The organism is Jannaschia formosa, assembly GCF_003340555.1.
Lineage (GTDB): Bacteria > Pseudomonadota > Alphaproteobacteria > Rhodobacterales > Rhodobacteraceae > Jannaschia > Jannaschia formosa.
In genome coordinates, this window is the sequence record NZ_QPLJ01000033.1 from 1 (window position 1) to 15,510 (window position 15,510).

Annotated in this window: 16 protein-coding genes; 12 read left to right on the top strand and 4 right to left on the bottom strand. The window is 63.8% G+C overall.

All coding sequences use genetic code 11. From position 1 onward, the window contains the following. Positions 1–784 precede the first annotated feature (784 nt). Complete coding sequence (locus tag DR046_RS20395) at positions 785–1,408, bottom strand: hypothetical protein (RefSeq protein ID WP_135227355.1); 624 nt, start codon at positions 1,406–1,408, stop codon at positions 785–787. Between the two features lie 1,090 nt (positions 1,409–2,498). Between DR046_RS20395 and DR046_RS20400 the strand changes: the two genes are divergently transcribed. The 8 genes from DR046_RS20400 to DR046_RS20435 all read left to right on the top strand — a co-directional run bounded on the left by DR046_RS20400 (position 2,499) and on the right by DR046_RS20435 (position 8,718). After that, complete coding sequence (locus DR046_RS20400) at positions 2,499–3,560, top strand: GlxA family transcriptional regulator (RefSeq protein ID WP_115384214.1); 1,062 nt, start codon at positions 2,499–2,501, stop codon at positions 3,558–3,560. A gap of 125 nt (positions 3,561–3,685) precedes the next feature. After that, entirely contained in the window at positions 3,686–4,126 is a 441-nt protein-coding gene (locus tag DR046_RS20405; RefSeq protein ID WP_115384215.1) for a hypothetical protein, read from the top strand. Between the two features lie 104 nt (positions 4,127–4,230). After that, complete coding sequence (locus DR046_RS20410) at positions 4,231–5,292, top strand: NAD(P)H-dependent flavin oxidoreductase (protein WP_115384216.1); 1,062 nt, start codon at positions 4,231–4,233, stop codon at positions 5,290–5,292. Positions 5,293–5,344: 52 nt separating this feature from the next. Then, on the top strand, positions 5,345–6,226 hold the full coding sequence (locus DR046_RS20415; RefSeq protein ID WP_167767212.1) for a methyltransferase family protein: 882 nt from the start codon (positions 5,345–5,347) through the stop codon (positions 6,224–6,226). Positions 6,227–6,252: 26 nt separating this feature from the next. Then, positions 6,253–6,876, top strand: coding sequence for a LysE family translocator (locus DR046_RS20420; protein WP_115384218.1), 624 nt, complete (start codon positions 6,253–6,255; stop codon positions 6,874–6,876). Between the two features lie 21 nt (positions 6,877–6,897). Next, positions 6,898–7,698: an SDR family oxidoreductase gene (locus tag DR046_RS20425; RefSeq protein ID WP_115384219.1), complete on the top strand. Its 801-nt coding sequence runs from the start codon at positions 6,898–6,900 to the stop codon at positions 7,696–7,698. Then, positions 7,695–8,234 (top strand): DUF6653 family protein, encoded by a 540-nt coding sequence (locus DR046_RS20430; protein WP_209313629.1) that lies wholly within the window; start codon positions 7,695–7,697, stop codon positions 8,232–8,234. The genes DR046_RS20425 and DR046_RS20430 overlap by 4 nt, the downstream gene beginning before the upstream one ends. Positions 8,235–8,346: 112 nt before the next feature. Then, on the top strand, positions 8,347–8,718 hold the full coding sequence (locus tag DR046_RS20435) for a hypothetical protein (RefSeq protein WP_115384220.1): 372 nt from the start codon (positions 8,347–8,349) through the stop codon (positions 8,716–8,718). A gap of 182 nt (positions 8,719–8,900) precedes the next feature. Here DR046_RS20435 and DR046_RS20440 read toward each other — a convergent pair whose 3' ends face one another. Continuing rightward, positions 8,901–9,659, bottom strand: coding sequence for a GNAT family N-acetyltransferase (locus DR046_RS20440; protein WP_167767213.1), 759 nt, complete (start codon positions 9,657–9,659; stop codon positions 8,901–8,903). 74 nt (positions 9,660–9,733) lie between these two features. Between DR046_RS20440 and DR046_RS20445 the strand changes: the two genes are divergently transcribed. Further along, complete coding sequence (locus DR046_RS20445; protein WP_115384222.1) at positions 9,734–9,961, top strand: hypothetical protein; 228 nt, start codon at positions 9,734–9,736, stop codon at positions 9,959–9,961. 156 nt (positions 9,962–10,117) lie between these two features. Here the strand turns inward: DR046_RS20445 and DR046_RS20450 are convergent, their stop codons facing one another. After that, positions 10,118–11,428 (bottom strand): Hsp70 family protein, encoded by a 1,311-nt coding sequence (locus tag DR046_RS20450; RefSeq protein WP_115384223.1) that lies wholly within the window; start codon positions 11,426–11,428, stop codon positions 10,118–10,120. A 121-nt stretch (positions 11,429–11,549) separates the two neighbouring features. Continuing rightward, positions 11,550–13,109 carry a bifunctional AfsR/SARP family transcriptional regulator/alpha/beta hydrolase gene (locus DR046_RS20455; RefSeq protein WP_115384224.1) on the bottom strand — a complete coding sequence of 520 codons (1,560 nt, stop codon included), beginning with the start codon at positions 13,107–13,109 and terminating at the stop codon, positions 11,550–11,552. Positions 13,110–13,257: 148 nt separating this feature from the next. On the opposite strand from DR046_RS20455, the gene DR046_RS20460 reads away from it, so the two are divergent. Genes DR046_RS20460 through DR046_RS20470 form a run of 3 tightly spaced genes read left to right on the top strand, consistent with a single transcriptional unit; the run spans position 13,258 to position 15,509 of the window. Continuing rightward, on the top strand, positions 13,258–14,037 hold the full coding sequence (locus DR046_RS20460; RefSeq protein ID WP_115384225.1) for an alpha/beta fold hydrolase: 780 nt from the start codon (positions 13,258–13,260) through the stop codon (positions 14,035–14,037). Further along, a complete protein-coding gene (locus DR046_RS20465) occupies positions 14,037–14,690 on the top strand; it encodes a class I SAM-dependent methyltransferase (RefSeq protein WP_115384226.1) in 654 nt (217 codons plus the stop codon). Before DR046_RS20460 ends, DR046_RS20465 begins: the two co-directional genes overlap by 1 nt. A 3-nt stretch (positions 14,691–14,693) precedes the next feature. Further along, positions 14,694–15,509, top strand: coding sequence for an alpha/beta fold hydrolase (locus DR046_RS20470; RefSeq protein ID WP_115384227.1), 816 nt, complete (start codon positions 14,694–14,696; stop codon positions 15,507–15,509). The last annotated feature ends 1 nt before the right edge of the window (position 15,510 follow it).

A 15,510-nucleotide genomic window follows, 5' to 3' on the forward strand; every position in this document is an offset into this window, starting at 1 on the left:
GCGTGATCGCCCACCATCCGAACCGCCCGTTCGCGCACCTCAGGCGCGTACCTTGCTGATGTCTTCCCCATGGCTCCGTCCTCTCACAGTCTGGAGCCTCCGGAAAACCCGGGGCGGTTCACTTCAGCGCGAGCTAGATAAACGGGTCGCTCGCCGTCGCAAACGGGTCAGAGGGCGAGGCCGGTGTGTCTGGTTTGGCCACGTTCCCCCAGCACTCCAATAGTCTGTCAATTGCCGCGCTCGAACCGTTCAACGAAAAGGTAGCCAATCTATATTTGTCATCATTGTAGAGGGCGACAGCCCGACCCTTCTGCAAATCAATCAGGAACTCGGCTACGTCCTTCGGGTCTGACGGTGAAACCGATACGGCGGTACCCTCGGCTCGCCCGTTCATGTTCCAGCAGGAGTAGTCAACGTCGAGGATAAATGAGACATTACGAGGAGAAAGCTCCCACCTTCTATCCCAAACGTAAATCGTAAACGTCCCGTCATCGAAGCCGGTTAGGTCGAAGGTCTGACTCTGTCCGTTCGTCGTGGTCGCCTCGCACCACGTTTGGTCACTTCCGACTACATATTCGACGACCCAAGAACCCTTGGAGAATATGGTTGTTCTCTCTGCCTCGGCGGGCAGAGGTAGAGTCAGGCACAGGAAAAGTATCGTACAGCGCATGCCCGTACCGTAGTAGCCGGGTTGGGAGGGGGCAAATTCTTTCTAGTCGCTCGCCCGGAGCGCTCGGAAGCCTGTCCGGTACTTGGTCGTGAACCAGAGTTGGGGTTCCGCGAGTCACTTGGAGGTTTGGAGGTCAGCCGTACGGCCCAAGCGTCGTGCGCGACGACCTGCGCCACGCAATGCTTTTGGCCCGGAGTTGCAGGCCCCACTTTCGGACCCCCCTCTCCCTCCGTGATGGATGTCTCCGACAATAGCTCGCCCGCCCTCGTAGACGTCAACGCGCTCTACGCGGACGGTCTGCTGCGCCTTGGCGCGGTACTTCTTCAGCGCCTCCATCTGGGCGATGTACGTGCGGCTCAGGCGGGTCATCGACCGCTCGTAGCTTTCCCGGACTTGATACATCGGTGCCGCCGTCATCTTGCGTGAGATGGTAGAGATGGCGAGGTGCGTAGCAGTCGTGTGCGCGACCAGCATCGCTTCGATGCCGTCACGCGGCTCGACCTCGGCGTACATCGCGGCGACGAGTTGCGCGTCGTCCTGCCCGGGCCTCCCCAGCGCCTCCAGGTCGGTCCTGAAGACGCCGCTGGCCCCGTCGCTGGTCTTCATGCGCAGCAGCGCCTCCAGCTCGCCCTCTGTGGTCTTCCTTATCTCCAGCACCCCATCCTCCCGGGTAACCAGTTGAGGGTACACACGCCGGGCGCTGGGCGGGGCAGGGGGGTTATTGTCAGATGCGGTCATGGTCATCTCCGTTCGGAAAGTCATGGGGGCGCCGTCGATTGACGTACGTATGAAGGGGCACTCTGTGAGGGGAGTGGTAATTATAAGTGTTCCGTTCCAGAACCGTGCCGCCTTTGTAATTCTGGCCCGACGGGTTCCAATTCGGAACCATGAATATCGCTTCGGTACCAAAACGGTACCGTCAGCCGTCAAACCGTTCCATTTCGGAACCGCCCCCTAGATTTCCGTCGCCGCCCGACGACCTCCGGAATCACATGCCCGCACGGCTGGCCGCACGGGCATAAAGTCTAAAGCCGCTTTAGGCCGGTCAGGTCGCCATCGAGCGAGCAACATAGGCGACGTTGCCGTTCAACCAATTCGGGCCATTCCCGATCAGACAGTTGCACTGATCACCTCGACGCGCGGTCGATCTTCGTTGGGCATAAGCATGTCCCCAAGCACAGGCTTGGGCTTTCCATTCTCATGCCAGGCTGTCCGGTCGAAACGGGGGGCAGTTCACGACGCCCAGCCTCGTAGAACCGGATGGCACCTTCGTTGAACGCCCGAACCTCGAGGCGTCGCGCCCCAAGTGCCTCCGCACGGCCTAGGAGGCAGAGGCGGATCCCTCGCCCCTGATGTCGGCTCGCGACATGAAGATCCTCAAGGCACTCTCCAACGACGAAGATGGCACCGATCAAAAGTCCATCGATTTCTGCCGCTTCGAGCTTCTTGAGGCTCGCTTCGAGAAAGGGTGACACCGGATCCTCCGCCCGAAAGCTGTCTTCAGCCACAGCTGGAAGATGCGGAGCCTAGAACTCGAACCAGGAGTCGAAGAACAGCCGATGAAGGTCTGCCCGGTCGGATGGCTCGACCGTTCTCAAGATTACGGACTGAGCGTCAGGCCCCGCCTCGCCAGACACCGTGCTTGGTCGGGGCCTGCTTTGGTCGCGCATTTTTTGTCATTGCGACGCTTCTCTGCTGATCCAATCCGTCCTTGGTGCGCGGAAACTGGCGGAAAGGGGGCAGCACAGTCCATGTCGGATTCCGATCAGATTCTGTCAGTCGATGATTGCCCGTTCGACACGAGGCAGCTTTCCGGGCACGTTGAGACATGGAGGGTGATATGTCCAAGGTCCCATCCGAAACCGGTGCAGCCGAGATGGCTGCGCAAAGCGCTGCTGATCCGAGGCCCACGCGACGCGTCGGGTTCCTTGTCTACGACGGCATGGCAGCGAGCGAAATCGTCTGGCAGGTCGACATGTTCCGTCAGGCGCCGCGGGCCGCCGCGCTCGAAGGCATGTCCTGCCCCAATTTCGAGGTGCTCTTGCTCGGATTGCAGCCTGGCCCGGTTATGACCTGGTCAGATTTCCCCATGATGGCGGAGCACGCTTTCTCAGACGTCCTTGACCGTTTGGATATGCTCTTCGTGCCAGGCGCCCCTCCCGACCGCATGGCCCACTTCGAGACGACGCCCGAGTATCATCGATTTATCGCCTGCGCCGCGGCCGGGGGATGCAGGATCGTGGCGGTCACGACGGCAGCCATACTGATCGGACAGATCGGCCTTCTGAAAGGAAGGCGCGCGACAACACACTCCGCCTATGCCGACCTGTTCAGATCGCGACTGCCCGATGTCGATTTCGACCCCGATCCTCTGTGGGTTGAGGACGGTCCCATCGTTACCGTGTCCGGCGCCATGCCTGCGGCCGAATTCGCACTGGAAGTGATCGAGCGGGAAGCGGGACGTGCGCTGTCATTTGCGCTTGCCAAGGCCGCCTTGATGCCGATCCGCAGGGGTGGGAGCCAGAGCCGGCTGTCGGCGGCGCTCGTCATGCAGATGGAGGCAACTGACCGCTTCGACGGGATGCTGCAATGGTTGACGGAGAACCTTCACGTCCAGGTGACCGTGGCCGACCTCGCCGATCTCGCCGGCATGAGCCCGCGCAACTTCGCGCGCCGCTTCGTCGAGCGGACGGGAACGACGCCGGCGCGGTTTGTAGAGACCCTTCGCGCCGAACGGGCGCGGCAACTCGTTGAGACGACCGCGCTGCCGCTCATGCGGGTGGCAGAGCGGTCAGGGCTGCGGGACGAGCAGAGCATGCGGCGCGCATTCCTGAAAGCGTTCGGACAGACACCGAGCGGGATCCGCGACGCTGCGAAAGGCGAGGCCTGAGCACTCTGGCAGAATCTGTCTGCTCCTTGTCCTAGGGATCTAGCGACGTTTCGGAGTAACCGGTCTGCGAAACGTCGGCATCGGCAACCGTTACGCCCCGACACCCAAGGCACGCGAAACCCACCATGACACATTCGACGACCTTTGCTCTCCCCACCGACAGATCCGTAGCTCGGCGGACTGCCAAGACCCTGAAGACAGCGCAGGCGCTCGTCTTTCTCGGCCTTGGCGGCTGGTGCCTGCTGGCGCCCCACATGGTCGAGACGCTCTCGCTGAAGCCGGAATACCAGCACCTGAGCGCGACGACAGGGCTCCTGATGGGCTGCTTTGGCGCGCAAGCGGTGCTCTGCGGATCGCTCATGCTGCTCGCGCGTTTCACGGCGACGACCTTCCTTGGCTTCGGGCTCCTAGCTTCGATCCCGTTCTTCATCTTCAACGCCTGGTTCGTTTGGGTGGCGGAGATGTTCACCGCCTGGATGCTGCTCGATTTCGCCGGGAATGTGAGCTTCCTGCTGATCGGCATCTTGGGCTGGCGCCTGATGCGGGGCGAGGCCGACCCGGTCTGACGCGATACATCCTGCTCTTGGCAGAAACTGACCTTTTCTCTCCGGGGCCGTATCCGGCCCCGGACGCTCTCCCTCGTTCTCCCATACGAGAAAGGACCACCAAAATGATCAACACCGCAATCACCCGCCGCTTTGGCCTCAAGACCCCGATCCTTAACGCCGGCATGGCTATGGTCGCCCGGCCCGCCCTCGCCGTCGCCGTCTCGAATGCGGGCGGGCTCGGCATGATCGGCGTCGATGTCGCTCCCGCCGAAGCCCTGCGCACCATGGTGCGCGCGGTGAAGGAAAAGACCGACCGGCCCTTCGGCGTGGATCTGCTCGCACCGATGATCACCGACGCGCATCTCGACGTGCTGGCCGAGGAAGGCGTGGCGCTCTGCGTCGTCTTCTGGGGCAACCCGACCCGCGACCAGGTCGCGCGCATCAAGGCGGGCGGCACCGCCTTCTGGATGCAGGTGGGCTCGGTTGACGAGGCAATGGACGCCAAGGCTCTCGGGGCTGAGGCGATCATCGTCCAAGGGTTGGAAGGCGGCGGGCACAATCGTTCGGTCGCCACGACCTTCAACCTGCTACCAGCGGTCCGCGCCGCCGTGGCCCCCATTCCCGTGATCGCCGCGGGCGGCATCACCGATGGCGCCAGCATGGCGGCCGCGCTTGCGCTCGGCGCGGAGGCCGTCTGGTGCGGAACCCGCTTCCTCGCCAGTCGGGAGGCCGATGCGAACGACGGCTACAAGGTGCGGGTGCTGGAAGCGGGCGTCGGCGACACGCTCTCGACCACGCTCTTCGGCCCCGAGATGCCGCTGCAGCCGATGCGGGTGATCCGCAACGCCGCCACCGACGAATGGGCCGGTCGCGAGGAAGAGGCGATGGCCGCAACTGCAGGGCAGGCCGCAGGCACGCTGCGTACGCCGGACGGGGAGGTGCCCCTGCCGCGCTTCTCGGTCTACCTGCCGACCCGCGACGTGGACGGCGACCTCGACCAGCTCTGCCTGACTGCGGGCCAGAGCGCCGGCAAGATCCGCGAACTGAAACCGGCAGCACAGATCGTCGACGAAATGACTCGCGAAGCGCACGAGACGATCGCAGCGCTTGCGCGGCGTGCGTCCGGTGCAGCGGCCGTGATGGCCGCGCTTCATCACGCGAATGCCGAATCCGCCTCGGCATAAGGATCGACACCTCCACCCAGAGATCGGACTTGCCATGACAGATCACACACTCATGAGAGACCTGTGGGCTCTCGATATCACTGGACTGCCAAGCAAGGGCGCGCGCCATCTCGAGACACTGCTTGGGAGGGCGCGCGAGGCGCGGGACTACCGCTATCTGGCGAGCCTTCCCGACTATCTGCTCGAAGATATAGGCGTGACGCGCATGGACCTCGCGAACCTACCAGGGGCGCAAGTGCCGCGCAGTCAGGTCGCCGATGCCGTAGGACAGCCTCCGACCTCCACTCCAACGTCGGATATCGGAAACCCACACTCCGTGCCGCCGCTGGATTCAGGGAAAATTCGACGCCACCGCATTAATCTGCTCCGGGTTTTGGGACTTGCGGCAATTGCGGTCTGCCTGTTGACCACTCCGTCTTCCAGCCTCGCCGAATGGAAGACAGTTGCGCTCGATCTTCTCGGAGCGGCCCTGATCGTGAGTGCCGTGATCGGGCGGCTCTGGGCAATCCAGCATGTCGGTGGGCGGAAATCCATCAGCGTCGTGCGCAGCGGGCCTTACATGCTATGCCGACACCCTTTGTACTTTTTTTCCCTGATCGGAGTCGGCGGTTTTTGCGTCATGGAGGGAAGCGTGATGATCGGATGCGCGCTCTTCGGGCTTGCCCTCATCATATTCGGGCTTACTGCGAGAGCCGAAGAGGACTTTCTGCGTGAGCAGTTTGCCGAGGAATACAAGCAATACGCGGCCAGCACACCGATGCTTTTCCCAAAGCTGACCGAAACCGTGCGCGCCTCGGGTGAAATCTCCGTTAACGAGGCGACGATGCTGCGCAATCTTCGCGACGCGCTTGTCTTTCTGTCAACTATTCCTCTTTCGGAAGCACTCGAAATAACGGACGAACTCGCTCTCATTCCGACAATCCCGATTTTATAAGCAAGCCATTCGACGGAGAAGGACGGATGACCGGTTTATGGACCCTGCATGCCCCGGCAGCCCTCGCGGTCGTGGTACCCGTGCTGATGATGCCCGGGCTCGATTTCGCCGCGGTATCGCGCAACGCGCTGGCCGGGGGCCGCACGGCAGGCATTGCCGCAGCACTCGGCAACACGCTCGGCGCAAGTGTATGGATCGTCGGTGCCGCCCTCGGCACCGGCACCGTCACCGCGCGCATCCCCGGGGCGGAGGGGGCCCTCCGCCTCCTCGGCGGCCTCGTGCTCTTCTGGTTCGCCTGGCGGTTCCTGTCCCTTGCCCGCAGCGCGCCATCGGACGCGCGGTCGGCGCTGCTGGAAATCTCGCGCACCGGCGCGTTACGCGAGGGCGCGCTTGCCGCCCTCCTGAACCCGAAGACGCCGCTGTTCTTCGCCGCCGTCTTCGGCGCGAGCGGGCTGGCCACGGCATCGACCGCAGACCGCAACGCATTCGCGCTCGTCGTGTGCCTGCTGCACTTCGCCTGGTTCGCCGGCGTGGCGCTGGTTCTGGAGCGCATTGGCACCCGGCCCGGGACCGGCCCGGTGCTGCGGATCAGCGCGGGCGTCGTGGCCATCGTTCTCACCTCCGCCGGGCTGATGGCGCTTCGTGGCTGACCAATGACGAAAGGACGTAGGATGCGATTGAATGGAAAGTCTGCGCTTGTGACGGGTGCAGGGCGCGGTATCGGCGCCGCCGTCGCCGAGGCCTTCGCCGCCGAGGGTGCGTGGGTCTGGGTCAGCGACCTTGACCCGAACGCACCCGAAGGCGTGGCCGCCCGGATCGGAAAGTGCGCTCGGCCCCTCGTGCTGGACGTGCGACAGCCGGACGACTGGAGTGCGGCCGAGCAGGCCATTCTCGCCCATTCCGGAAGGCTGGACGTGCTCGTGAACAACGCCGGCATCACCGGCCTGGGGGCCAGCGCAGCGCAGGATGTGGAGACCGTCACGCTTGACGATTGGCGCGCCGTGCTCGCCACCAACCTCGAGGGCGTCGTCCTCGGCTGCCAGATGGCGATCCGCGCGATGCGTGCGGGCGGGGCCGGATCGATCATCAACATCGCGTCGCGCTCGGGCCATGTCGGGATCCCCGCCGCGGCCGCCTATGCCGCCTCGAAGGCGGCGGTGCTCAACCACACGCGCAGCGTTGCGCTCTATTGCGCCGAGCGCGACCTGAACATTCGCTGCAACTCGATCTCGCCCGCCGCGATCCTGACGCCAATGTGGGAGCCGATGCTGGGCGACGGACCCGACCGGGAAGACCGGATGGCGGAGTTCGTCGCTGACACGCCGCTGCGCCGGTTCGGCGAACCGGCCGAGGTGGCGGCGCTGGCGGTGCTGCTGGCCTCCGAGGAGGCCCGCTACATGACCGGCGCCGACGTGACGCTCGACGGCGGGCTTCTTGCCGGAACCGCCGCGCGACCGGAGGTGGCCCGATGACGCGTCTTTCGAGACCGGACGCGCGGCTCGCGACGCTCTTCCCGATGATCTCTGGCGAGGACGCCGAGGCCTGGGCGCGCCACGCCCATCCCGTCAGTGTCTGGACCCGCATCCTGCTCGGCCTTCCGCTGTTGATCCTTGCCGGCTGGTCGCGTGTCTGGATCGGTCCGTGGTGGATCGCCGGCCTTGCCGCCGCGATCTTCTTCATCTGGATCAATCCGCGGATGACGCCGGTCCCGCGCTCGACCGACAACTGGGGCTCGAGATCGACCCTCGGAGAGCGCCTCTGGCTGCGCATGACCCGGGAGGAGGTGCCACCGTGGCATCGCACGGTGCCGCGTGTTTTGATGGTGGGGTCGGCGCTCGGCCACGCCGTGCTGCTATATGGCGTGGTTTTCTTCGATCCGTGGCTGACACTCGTCGGCTACGCCACCGGTATGCTCTGCAAGCTCTGGTATCTCGACCGCATGGTCTGGCTGGAGCGCGACATCAGACAGACAGGCGATGATCAGTCGCGATTTCTTACTGAACCATGATTGCGGACATAGGTCCAAGGCGGCCTGACGAAGCTCTATTGGAATAATGATAAGGAGGAATTCCGTGGCACTGAACGGACGACGCATCTTGGGCGGACATGCAGCATGCCTGATGATCCTGACCCCCTGCATCACAATCGGCGCCTATGTCGGCGTCTTCACTGGCCGCGGTCCCTATGGCGGTTTGGCGGAGAACCCCTTGGCTGTCTCGGGACTGGCACAGGCCTACCCGTTGATGGGCCTCGTCGCCGTCGCGATGTGGACGGGCGCGCAGGACCCCGCGCCCCGGCGCTTCAGCCTGCTCGCCATCGCCGCCCATTGCGTCCCGCTCTCGGCCCTCGCAATGCTTTGGGGGCCGATCATGGCCAGTCCCATTTCGCCAGCAATCCCGCTGAGCTTCCTGATTCATGGCGGCGGGATCGCGGCCGAACTCTTGTCGCTGCGCGCCGGTTATGGCCAGAGGTGCTCAGGCGCGATCGGATGACGAACCGACACCAAATAAATGGCCTTGGTAGGGTGGCCGTCTGCTGGGCTTCGAGGCTTTAGTCTGCGTCGGAACCCTCCTCGGCACCGGCGCACTGATCCCGCTTAAGAACCGGAGGGCCCACGGCCTTTTCCCGCCGCTTGCGTACCAAGCCGCCACCGGTACGCCGCGTGTCTGTGACATCATTCGCTCGCAGAAAAGGTCCATGTGATTCCTGACGCAACCCGAACGAATCCCATCTTGAAAAGGATCGGACGGCTGGCTGGCCGTGCCTCGGCGAAAACGAGATCAACGCCCCGCTCTCGTGATAACAGAAGACGTTTGTTGACGAGCGCCTGATATATCCCCTGACCACGATAGTCCGGCAAAACGGCACCACCCCTCAGGAGAGCGGCTGGATTACTACAAATGGTGTCCAATTGCGCCGCCCCCACAGGTACACCCTCAAGATAGGCGACGAATGTCTGCGTGCCAGTCAAATTGATCAACCCTTGACGCTGATCTTCCACCAATTCAAACGGCTCCCCGAACGCACATTTGCTAACGTAGAGAAAGTCGCCGAGACGCTCGTCATTGTCCACTTTGCGAATAATGATGGCCGACGCTGGCCTTTTTGCGATGCCTTCGGTGGTTCGAGCCACCAGTTCTCCCCCAGCAAGCGGCAAAAAACCGGACCTTTCCAGCACACCACCAAGGGCAGGCGGACCGTCCCCCTCATAGAGACGCCAAATCAGGTCCACGCTCCGCGTCCGGGCGCTTTGTACTAGATCAGCGACGATGCTTGTCGCGTCACCATCCTGGAAATCCCAATGAACAACATAGTCAGTCCGCCCCCTTGCCAGCAAAACTCTGCCGCGTCGCAGCAGCGTGGCTCCACCTGTTCCGAGACCTTCCTTCCGAATATGGCGGTCAAAGAACCGGAAGGCTTCTGCGATGTCCATGTGCGTCTCCTTTGTCGTTATGCCTGCGGGCATTGCGCTCTCAATCCGGAAGAATTTCGCAGGCCTATCCGCTGATGGGGCTCGTCGCGGTGGCGATGTGGATGGCTGCCCACGGTCGGGCACCCCCCGCTTCAGCCCTGCTCGCCATCGCGGCCCATTGCGCGCCGCTCTCGGCTCTGGCGATGTTCTGGGAGCCGATCATGGCGAGTTCCATCGCGCCAGCCATTCCCGTGAGCTTCCTGATCCACGGAAGCGGGATCGCAGCGGAGTTTCTGCCGCCGGACACGGCCTACAAATCATAAATTCCTTGATCAGCCTGGCTTTCAAGCGCGCGCGCTTTCGCACCGAAATAGAAGTTTCGCCACGGTGTTCGGACACCATATCTGGGTTCTGAAGCCATCCTCGCGCGTCGCTCTCGTGACATGGAACTTCGACACGCTGGACCCGGTAGATGAGTCCTAAGTGACCGAGAAACGCTCGGACGCCCAATCCACAGCGTCAGCTCGTTCGCCGATCAGCGCAAGCCCATTCGAAATCGATTGAAGTTCGTTGCCGGTCTCGATGATGCTTGGAACAAACCTGCGCTCGAATATCCTGCGCACGGCCGGAACGAACGACGTCCCTCCGGTCAGGAAGACACGGTCGATTTCAGACGCGGAGATACCACATCCTTCAAGCGTTTGCGCCAGCGCGGCCTCCATGCGTTCGATATCGTCTGCGATCCAAGTTTCGAAGTCGCTGCGCCTGACTCGCCCACCGTCAGGCAATGAAAGGCCCATGTACTTCAGCACTCCTTCTGGTGCTGCCGACAAATCCGCCTTGAGGTCGGACACCGCCTTGTAGAGCCCGTAACCATCGTCATTGTCCACCAGGTCAATTAATTGGTCGAGTTTCCAGGGCTCCTCAGCAAGTCGCTTGAGCTTTTTCAACTCGCGGTATTCCCTCGAGTACCTAAACGTCGCCATTGTTTCCCACCGCGCGAGGCCAGAATACAAAGATCTTGGTATCGCGAAGCGGCGGCCCATGCTCGAATAATGGCTTCCGCTTCCTAGATGCGGCAGCACGACGTTTTCTAGGATTCTGAGGTCGAAGCGATCCCCCGCGATCCCGATGCCTCCTTTGGCAAGGGATGTCGCGGAAAGTCGTCCATTCGGGAAGTCAAACCGCATGACCGAGTAGTCGGTTGTTCCGCCGCCGAAATCGGCGACCAGAACATTGGCCGGAGCTGTCAGACGCCTGGCAAAGAAAAAGGCGGCCGCGACTGGTTCGTGGACGAAGAGAATTTCCTGCACACCCAGCCGCGAAAAGGCCGCCTTGTAGCGGTCCATTGCGAGTGTGTCGTCCGGACTGCTCCCGGCGAAGCGCACGGGACGGCCAACGACCAACCTGCGTGTATCGAAACTCGTAATACCGGCGTACCGCCATGCGCAACGTAGGAATGTCTCGACAAGGTCCTCCAGGTTGTAGTGGACACCGTAAATTCTCGTTCCCGAAAATAGGCGGCTCGCAGCGTGGCTCTTGATCGATTGCAGAAATCTGGTTTCATCCGGAGCGTCGAGATACATGGAGATTGCGGCGGTCCCTGCTGCGACGGCGGGTCCGGTGGCAGCCGCTTGATCGTCCTGAAACCCGAGGACAGTCCGCAGAGTCGACGAGTTTTGCGCCCCGTTTCGAATCTCGATCGACAGCAGTTCGCCTGCTTCATCAAGACCCGTCAGGACGGAGTTGGTCGTTCCGAAATCAACCCCAATGCTCAATAGTTCCGACATGGGACACTCCACGGCGATTTTTCCTTGCGATGCACCTTTGGCGCCAGAGAGTCCGATTTCATAGTCAGACGCCGTCCCTTCAGCGTCGCCTGATGCGCGAGCGCGGGGGCGAGGCTCCCGCTCAGGGTCGGGACGCCCGGTCTACCGCCTCTGCAATCGCAGCAAGGTTGGCCGCGGGATCGCCGGCCCAGAACCAGTGATCGTCGCCATCCAGCAGACGGAACTCGGCGCCGGTGACGGCGTCGGCGATCGCCCGACCCGCCTGATGTCGCACCGCTCGATCACCGTAACGGTGCAGCACGAGGGTCGGTACGGCCACACGAGGCAGGAGAGGCCTGACGTCGACGTCGCGCAACGCGTGGAGCACACGTCGGATTGCGCCGGGGCTCGAGCCAGCCCGCAAGAGCCCCGCCCACCATTGCGCGACCGCGCGATCCCGCGCGAGACCCGGGGCGAAGGTCTCGATCTCTGCGGGACCGCCCCACTGAGAGATCAGGCGGGCCAGCCAGAGGTCGTATTGCTCGTGGCTCAGGGCGTGGGGAAAGTCGGTGGAGCGGCTCCCCTTCGGCAGGGAGCCCCAGAGGATCAGGGCGACGACCCGGTTCGGATGATCGACCGCGAAGCGGACGCAGCCCGGGCCACCTTCAGACGCGCCGAATAGGATCGCGCGACGGCTGTCCGCTGCATCCATGACCGCACCGATATCCGCTGCCGTGGCCTCGATGGTCGGGGCCTCCCCGACCCGGTCGGACAGACCGACGCCGCGACGGTCAAAGAGGATCAACCGCCCGAGGCCGCCTGCACGGTCGAGCCATGAGCGGACGCGTGCGTCCTCCCACATGCGTTCGAGATGCGACACGAAGCCGGGAACCACCACGATGTCTATGGGGCCGGCTCCATGAGTTTGCCAGGCGATGTGCACATCGTCGACGGGCGTGTAGCGCGTTCGCGGCGGCTCCGACCGCATGGCCGAAAGGCGACCAAGCACAGCTTGCGTTTCGGCGGAGGGTGCGATGCCGAGTTCGCTCTCGAGGATGCGTTTCAAGAGGTCGAATTGCGTATGGGCGGCCCGTCGGTCCCCCAGATCGAGGCTCGCGGCGATGACACTGCGGTGTGCGGCCTCGTCGAGCGGATCCCGGTCCACCAGCCGCTGGGCCAGCGTCAGAACCGTCTGGGCGTCGCCGCTCTGGCGCGCGCGCTCGCTCTCCCGTTCAAGGGCGTGAACGTAACGCCCGTTCAGCGCCTCCCGGCGATAGAAGAGCCATTCAGTGAATGTCTCGCTGTCGTCCAGATGCAGCCCTTCGAGCAATGGACCCCGCCAGAGGTCCAGGGCAGCTTCGTGGTCTCGCGCCGCGATCAGGCTCCCAAATCGTGTGCTGTCGACAATGAGTTCTGCCGACGTCGGAAACTGCAATGTCAGCCGAGTCGACTCGATGACCGTAGCCTCAGCGATGGCATTGATCTTGTAGATCAATCGCCGCAGGCGCGTTCGGCCGGTCTCGGGGTCGGCATCGGGCCAAAGGAGCGTGGCGGCCTCTTCCCGAGGCACCGGTCGCCCGGCCTCGCCGAGATAGGCCAGAAGACCGAGCGCGCGACGCTCGCGGAGCACGAGGGCCCGTCCATCCACGGACAGTCCCGGCGGCCCCAGCAGCGTCAGCTCGATCTCTTGTGGCGGTTTCATCAGGCTACATTAGTCATCCCGTTCGCCGCTGGAAGCGACGCTCAGGGGACGACCAATCCTTAGACAGAGCACCGAATCGCGGCTTTGGCCCGGGGGATAGCTCCGTCGCCGGCCTGCGTCCACGTCATAAGGCAACGGCGAGAGAACAATGAAAGCGATGAACAAGATAAGATTTGCGCGCTCCGGAGACGGTACCCGGATCGCATACGAGGTGCACGGCGATGGGACGCCAATTCTCCTCCTGCACGGTTTCAGCGACTCGAGGACGTCCTGGACCACCGCTGGCTACACGGATGATCTGGTGTCGAGAGGCCACCTCTTGGTCCTGGTCGACGCCCGCGGCCACGGCGAGAGCGACCGGCCAATCGATCCTCGGGCCTATTCCGGGCGCGCCATGCTGGCGGATCTTTCGGCTGTGCTTGATGCGCTGCAATTGCCGCAAGCGGCCGCGATGGGCTTCTCCATGGGCGGTGTCGCGGCGCTTGCAGCAGCGGCCTTCCTGCCGGAGCGCATCGCGTCGGTCGTGGCCATCGGCGCGCATCCCTATGCCGAAGATCTTTCCTGGTTGCGGGAACTCTTCTCTGCCGGTGTATCGGGCTGGATCGAGGCGATTGAGGCAAATGTCGGCGGGCTCGACCCGGACACCCGCCGCAGGATGACCGCCAACGACCCCGCGGCGCTGAGGGCGGCAATAGCGACCGACCGGACAGACTTCTCGGAGGCCTTCGCAGCATCGGGCAGGCCAATCCTCGCGATCCTCGGTGACTCAGATCCGCGCTGCGAGGCGACGGGTGAGATGAGGAAGATTCCGGGCGTCGAGGTTCTGAGCCTTGCAGGAGCGGATCATTTTGGCAGCTTCTTCGCCGCCCGGAATGCACTGCCCGAGATCGCCGCCTTTCTCACGCAAACCATGCAGGAGGCCCGGTGATGTGCGTCGCCTGTCTGGAGAGAGTCTGGCAGCAAGTCCCTGCGCAATTCGTCGATGCAGGCTGCGCATCGAAAGCCTTCGACGAAATGCGCCGCGCAGTGCTGCCGCTTGCCATCGGCGAGGTCGTCGAGGTCGGATTCGGCTCGGGCCACAGCCTCGGGCACTACGACCCCGGTCGCGTCGCCCGCGTCCTCGGCATCGAGCCCGACGCCGAGATGCGCCGGCGGGCCGCTCCGCACCTGCGCAGCACCTCGGTGCCCGTCGAGATCGTCTACGCCGGCGGCGAGGCGCTGCCGATGCCGGACGCCTCGGCGGACACGGTCGTGACGGGGTATGTCCTTTGCACCGTCACGGATCCGACGGCCTGTCTGGCGGAAGCGGCGCGCGTTCTCAAACCGGGCGGACGGCTTCTTTTCTGCGAACACGGGATCGCGGAACCGGGTCTCCGGCGGCGCATGCAGCGGGGGATCGACGGGTTCTGGGGTCATCTTGCGGGTGGCTGCACGCTGCTGCGTGACCCGCTCGCTGAACTTCAAGTGGCCGGATTCCGCTGCGGGGAGGTTCGCGAGGCCCGCTTCACCGGCCTGCTTGGGCTTCTCGGCCGCCATGTCGGCGGCTGGGCCATTCCGCGCACCTCGATTGCGAGGATCTGAACCGTGCCGACACTGGAAACCAACGACCATGTCGTCAGCTACGATGTCGTCCTGCCCGTCGATACCCAGTCCCGGCCCGTGCTGCTCCTGCATTCCAGCGCGGCCGGGAGATGGCAGTGGCGCGGCCTCCATGCCCATCTGGGCCAAGGCCGGCCCATCGTCGCACCGGATCTCATCGGCTATGGCCGGACAGAGGATCGAAGCGGCCGGCCTTTCTCCATGGACCGCGAAGTTGCGGCTGTCGCGGCCGTCGCGGACACCCTCAGCGGACCGCTGCATGTCGTCGGACATTCCTACGGCGGCTGCGTCGCCATGGCCTTCGCTGCTCCGCGACCTGACACGGTGCGCTCGCTCACGCTGATCGAGCCCGTCCGGTTCGACCTGCTGCGCGGAGGTCCCGATGTCGCCCTGCTGCACGAGATCGAGGGGCTCGCGTCGGATCATGTCCGTGCGGTCTCGGATGATCGACTGCAGGATGCCGCCTCGGCCTTCGCCGATTACTGGAGCGGCGCCGGCACCTGGGACGCCCTTCCCAGCCAAGTCAGAGCGTCGCTCTGCGCCGCAATGGCGAAGGTCGCGCAGGAATGGGGTCTGCTCCTTCACGGCGCACCTGAGGCCGTGTCGGACTGGCGCGGGCCTATGCTGCTGATCGAGGGCACACGGACGACCCCGGCAGCGAGGGCCGTCATGGTCGCACTCGCTTCAAGGTTCCCTGCCGCGCGGCGCGAACGGGTCGCAGGCGCCGGGCACCTCTCCCCGATCACCCACACCGCCAGCATCGCCTCCCTGATCGCGCGGTTCCTAGAAGCACATGATTGAA

Excerpts from the sequence above, each read along its gene's own strand:
- DR046_RS20465 (WP_115384226.1), top strand. The coding sequence starts at position 14,037 with ATGTGCGTCGCCTGTCTGGAGAGAGTCTGGCAGCAAGTCCCTGCGCAA.
- DR046_RS20430 (WP_209313629.1), top strand. The coding sequence starts at position 7,695 with ATGACGCGTCTTTCGAGACCGGACGCGCGGCTCGCGACGCTCTTCCCG.
- DR046_RS20455 (WP_115384224.1), bottom strand. The coding sequence starts at position 13,109 with ATGAAACCGCCACAAGAGATCGAGCTGACGCTGCTGGGGCCGCCGGGA.
- DR046_RS20420 (WP_115384218.1), top strand. The coding sequence starts at position 6,253 with ATGACCGGTTTATGGACCCTGCATGCCCCGGCAGCCCTCGCGGTCGTG.
- DR046_RS20435 (WP_115384220.1), top strand. The coding sequence starts at position 8,347 with ATGATCCTGACCCCCTGCATCACAATCGGCGCCTATGTCGGCGTCTTC.
- DR046_RS20400 (WP_115384214.1), top strand. The coding sequence starts at position 2,499 with ATGGAGGGTGATATGTCCAAGGTCCCATCCGAAACCGGTGCAGCCGAG.
- DR046_RS20395 (WP_135227355.1), bottom strand. The coding sequence starts at position 1,408 with ATGACCGCATCTGACAATAACCCCCCTGCCCCGCCCAGCGCCCGGCGT.
- DR046_RS20440 (WP_167767213.1), bottom strand. The coding sequence starts at position 9,659 with ATGGACATCGCAGAAGCCTTCCGGTTCTTTGACCGCCATATTCGGAAG.
- DR046_RS20460 (WP_115384225.1), top strand. The coding sequence starts at position 13,258 with ATGAAAGCGATGAACAAGATAAGATTTGCGCGCTCCGGAGACGGTACC.
- DR046_RS20410 (WP_115384216.1), top strand. The coding sequence starts at position 4,231 with ATGATCAACACCGCAATCACCCGCCGCTTTGGCCTCAAGACCCCGATC.
- DR046_RS20450 (WP_115384223.1), bottom strand. The coding sequence starts at position 11,428 with ATGTCGGAACTATTGAGCATTGGGGTTGATTTCGGAACGACCAACTCC.
- DR046_RS20415 (WP_167767212.1), top strand. The coding sequence starts at position 5,345 with ATGAGAGACCTGTGGGCTCTCGATATCACTGGACTGCCAAGCAAGGGC.
- DR046_RS20445 (WP_115384222.1), top strand. The coding sequence starts at position 9,734 with ATGGGGCTCGTCGCGGTGGCGATGTGGATGGCTGCCCACGGTCGGGCA.
- DR046_RS20405 (WP_115384215.1), top strand. The coding sequence starts at position 3,686 with ATGACACATTCGACGACCTTTGCTCTCCCCACCGACAGATCCGTAGCT.
- DR046_RS20425 (WP_115384219.1), top strand. The coding sequence starts at position 6,898 with ATGCGATTGAATGGAAAGTCTGCGCTTGTGACGGGTGCAGGGCGCGGT.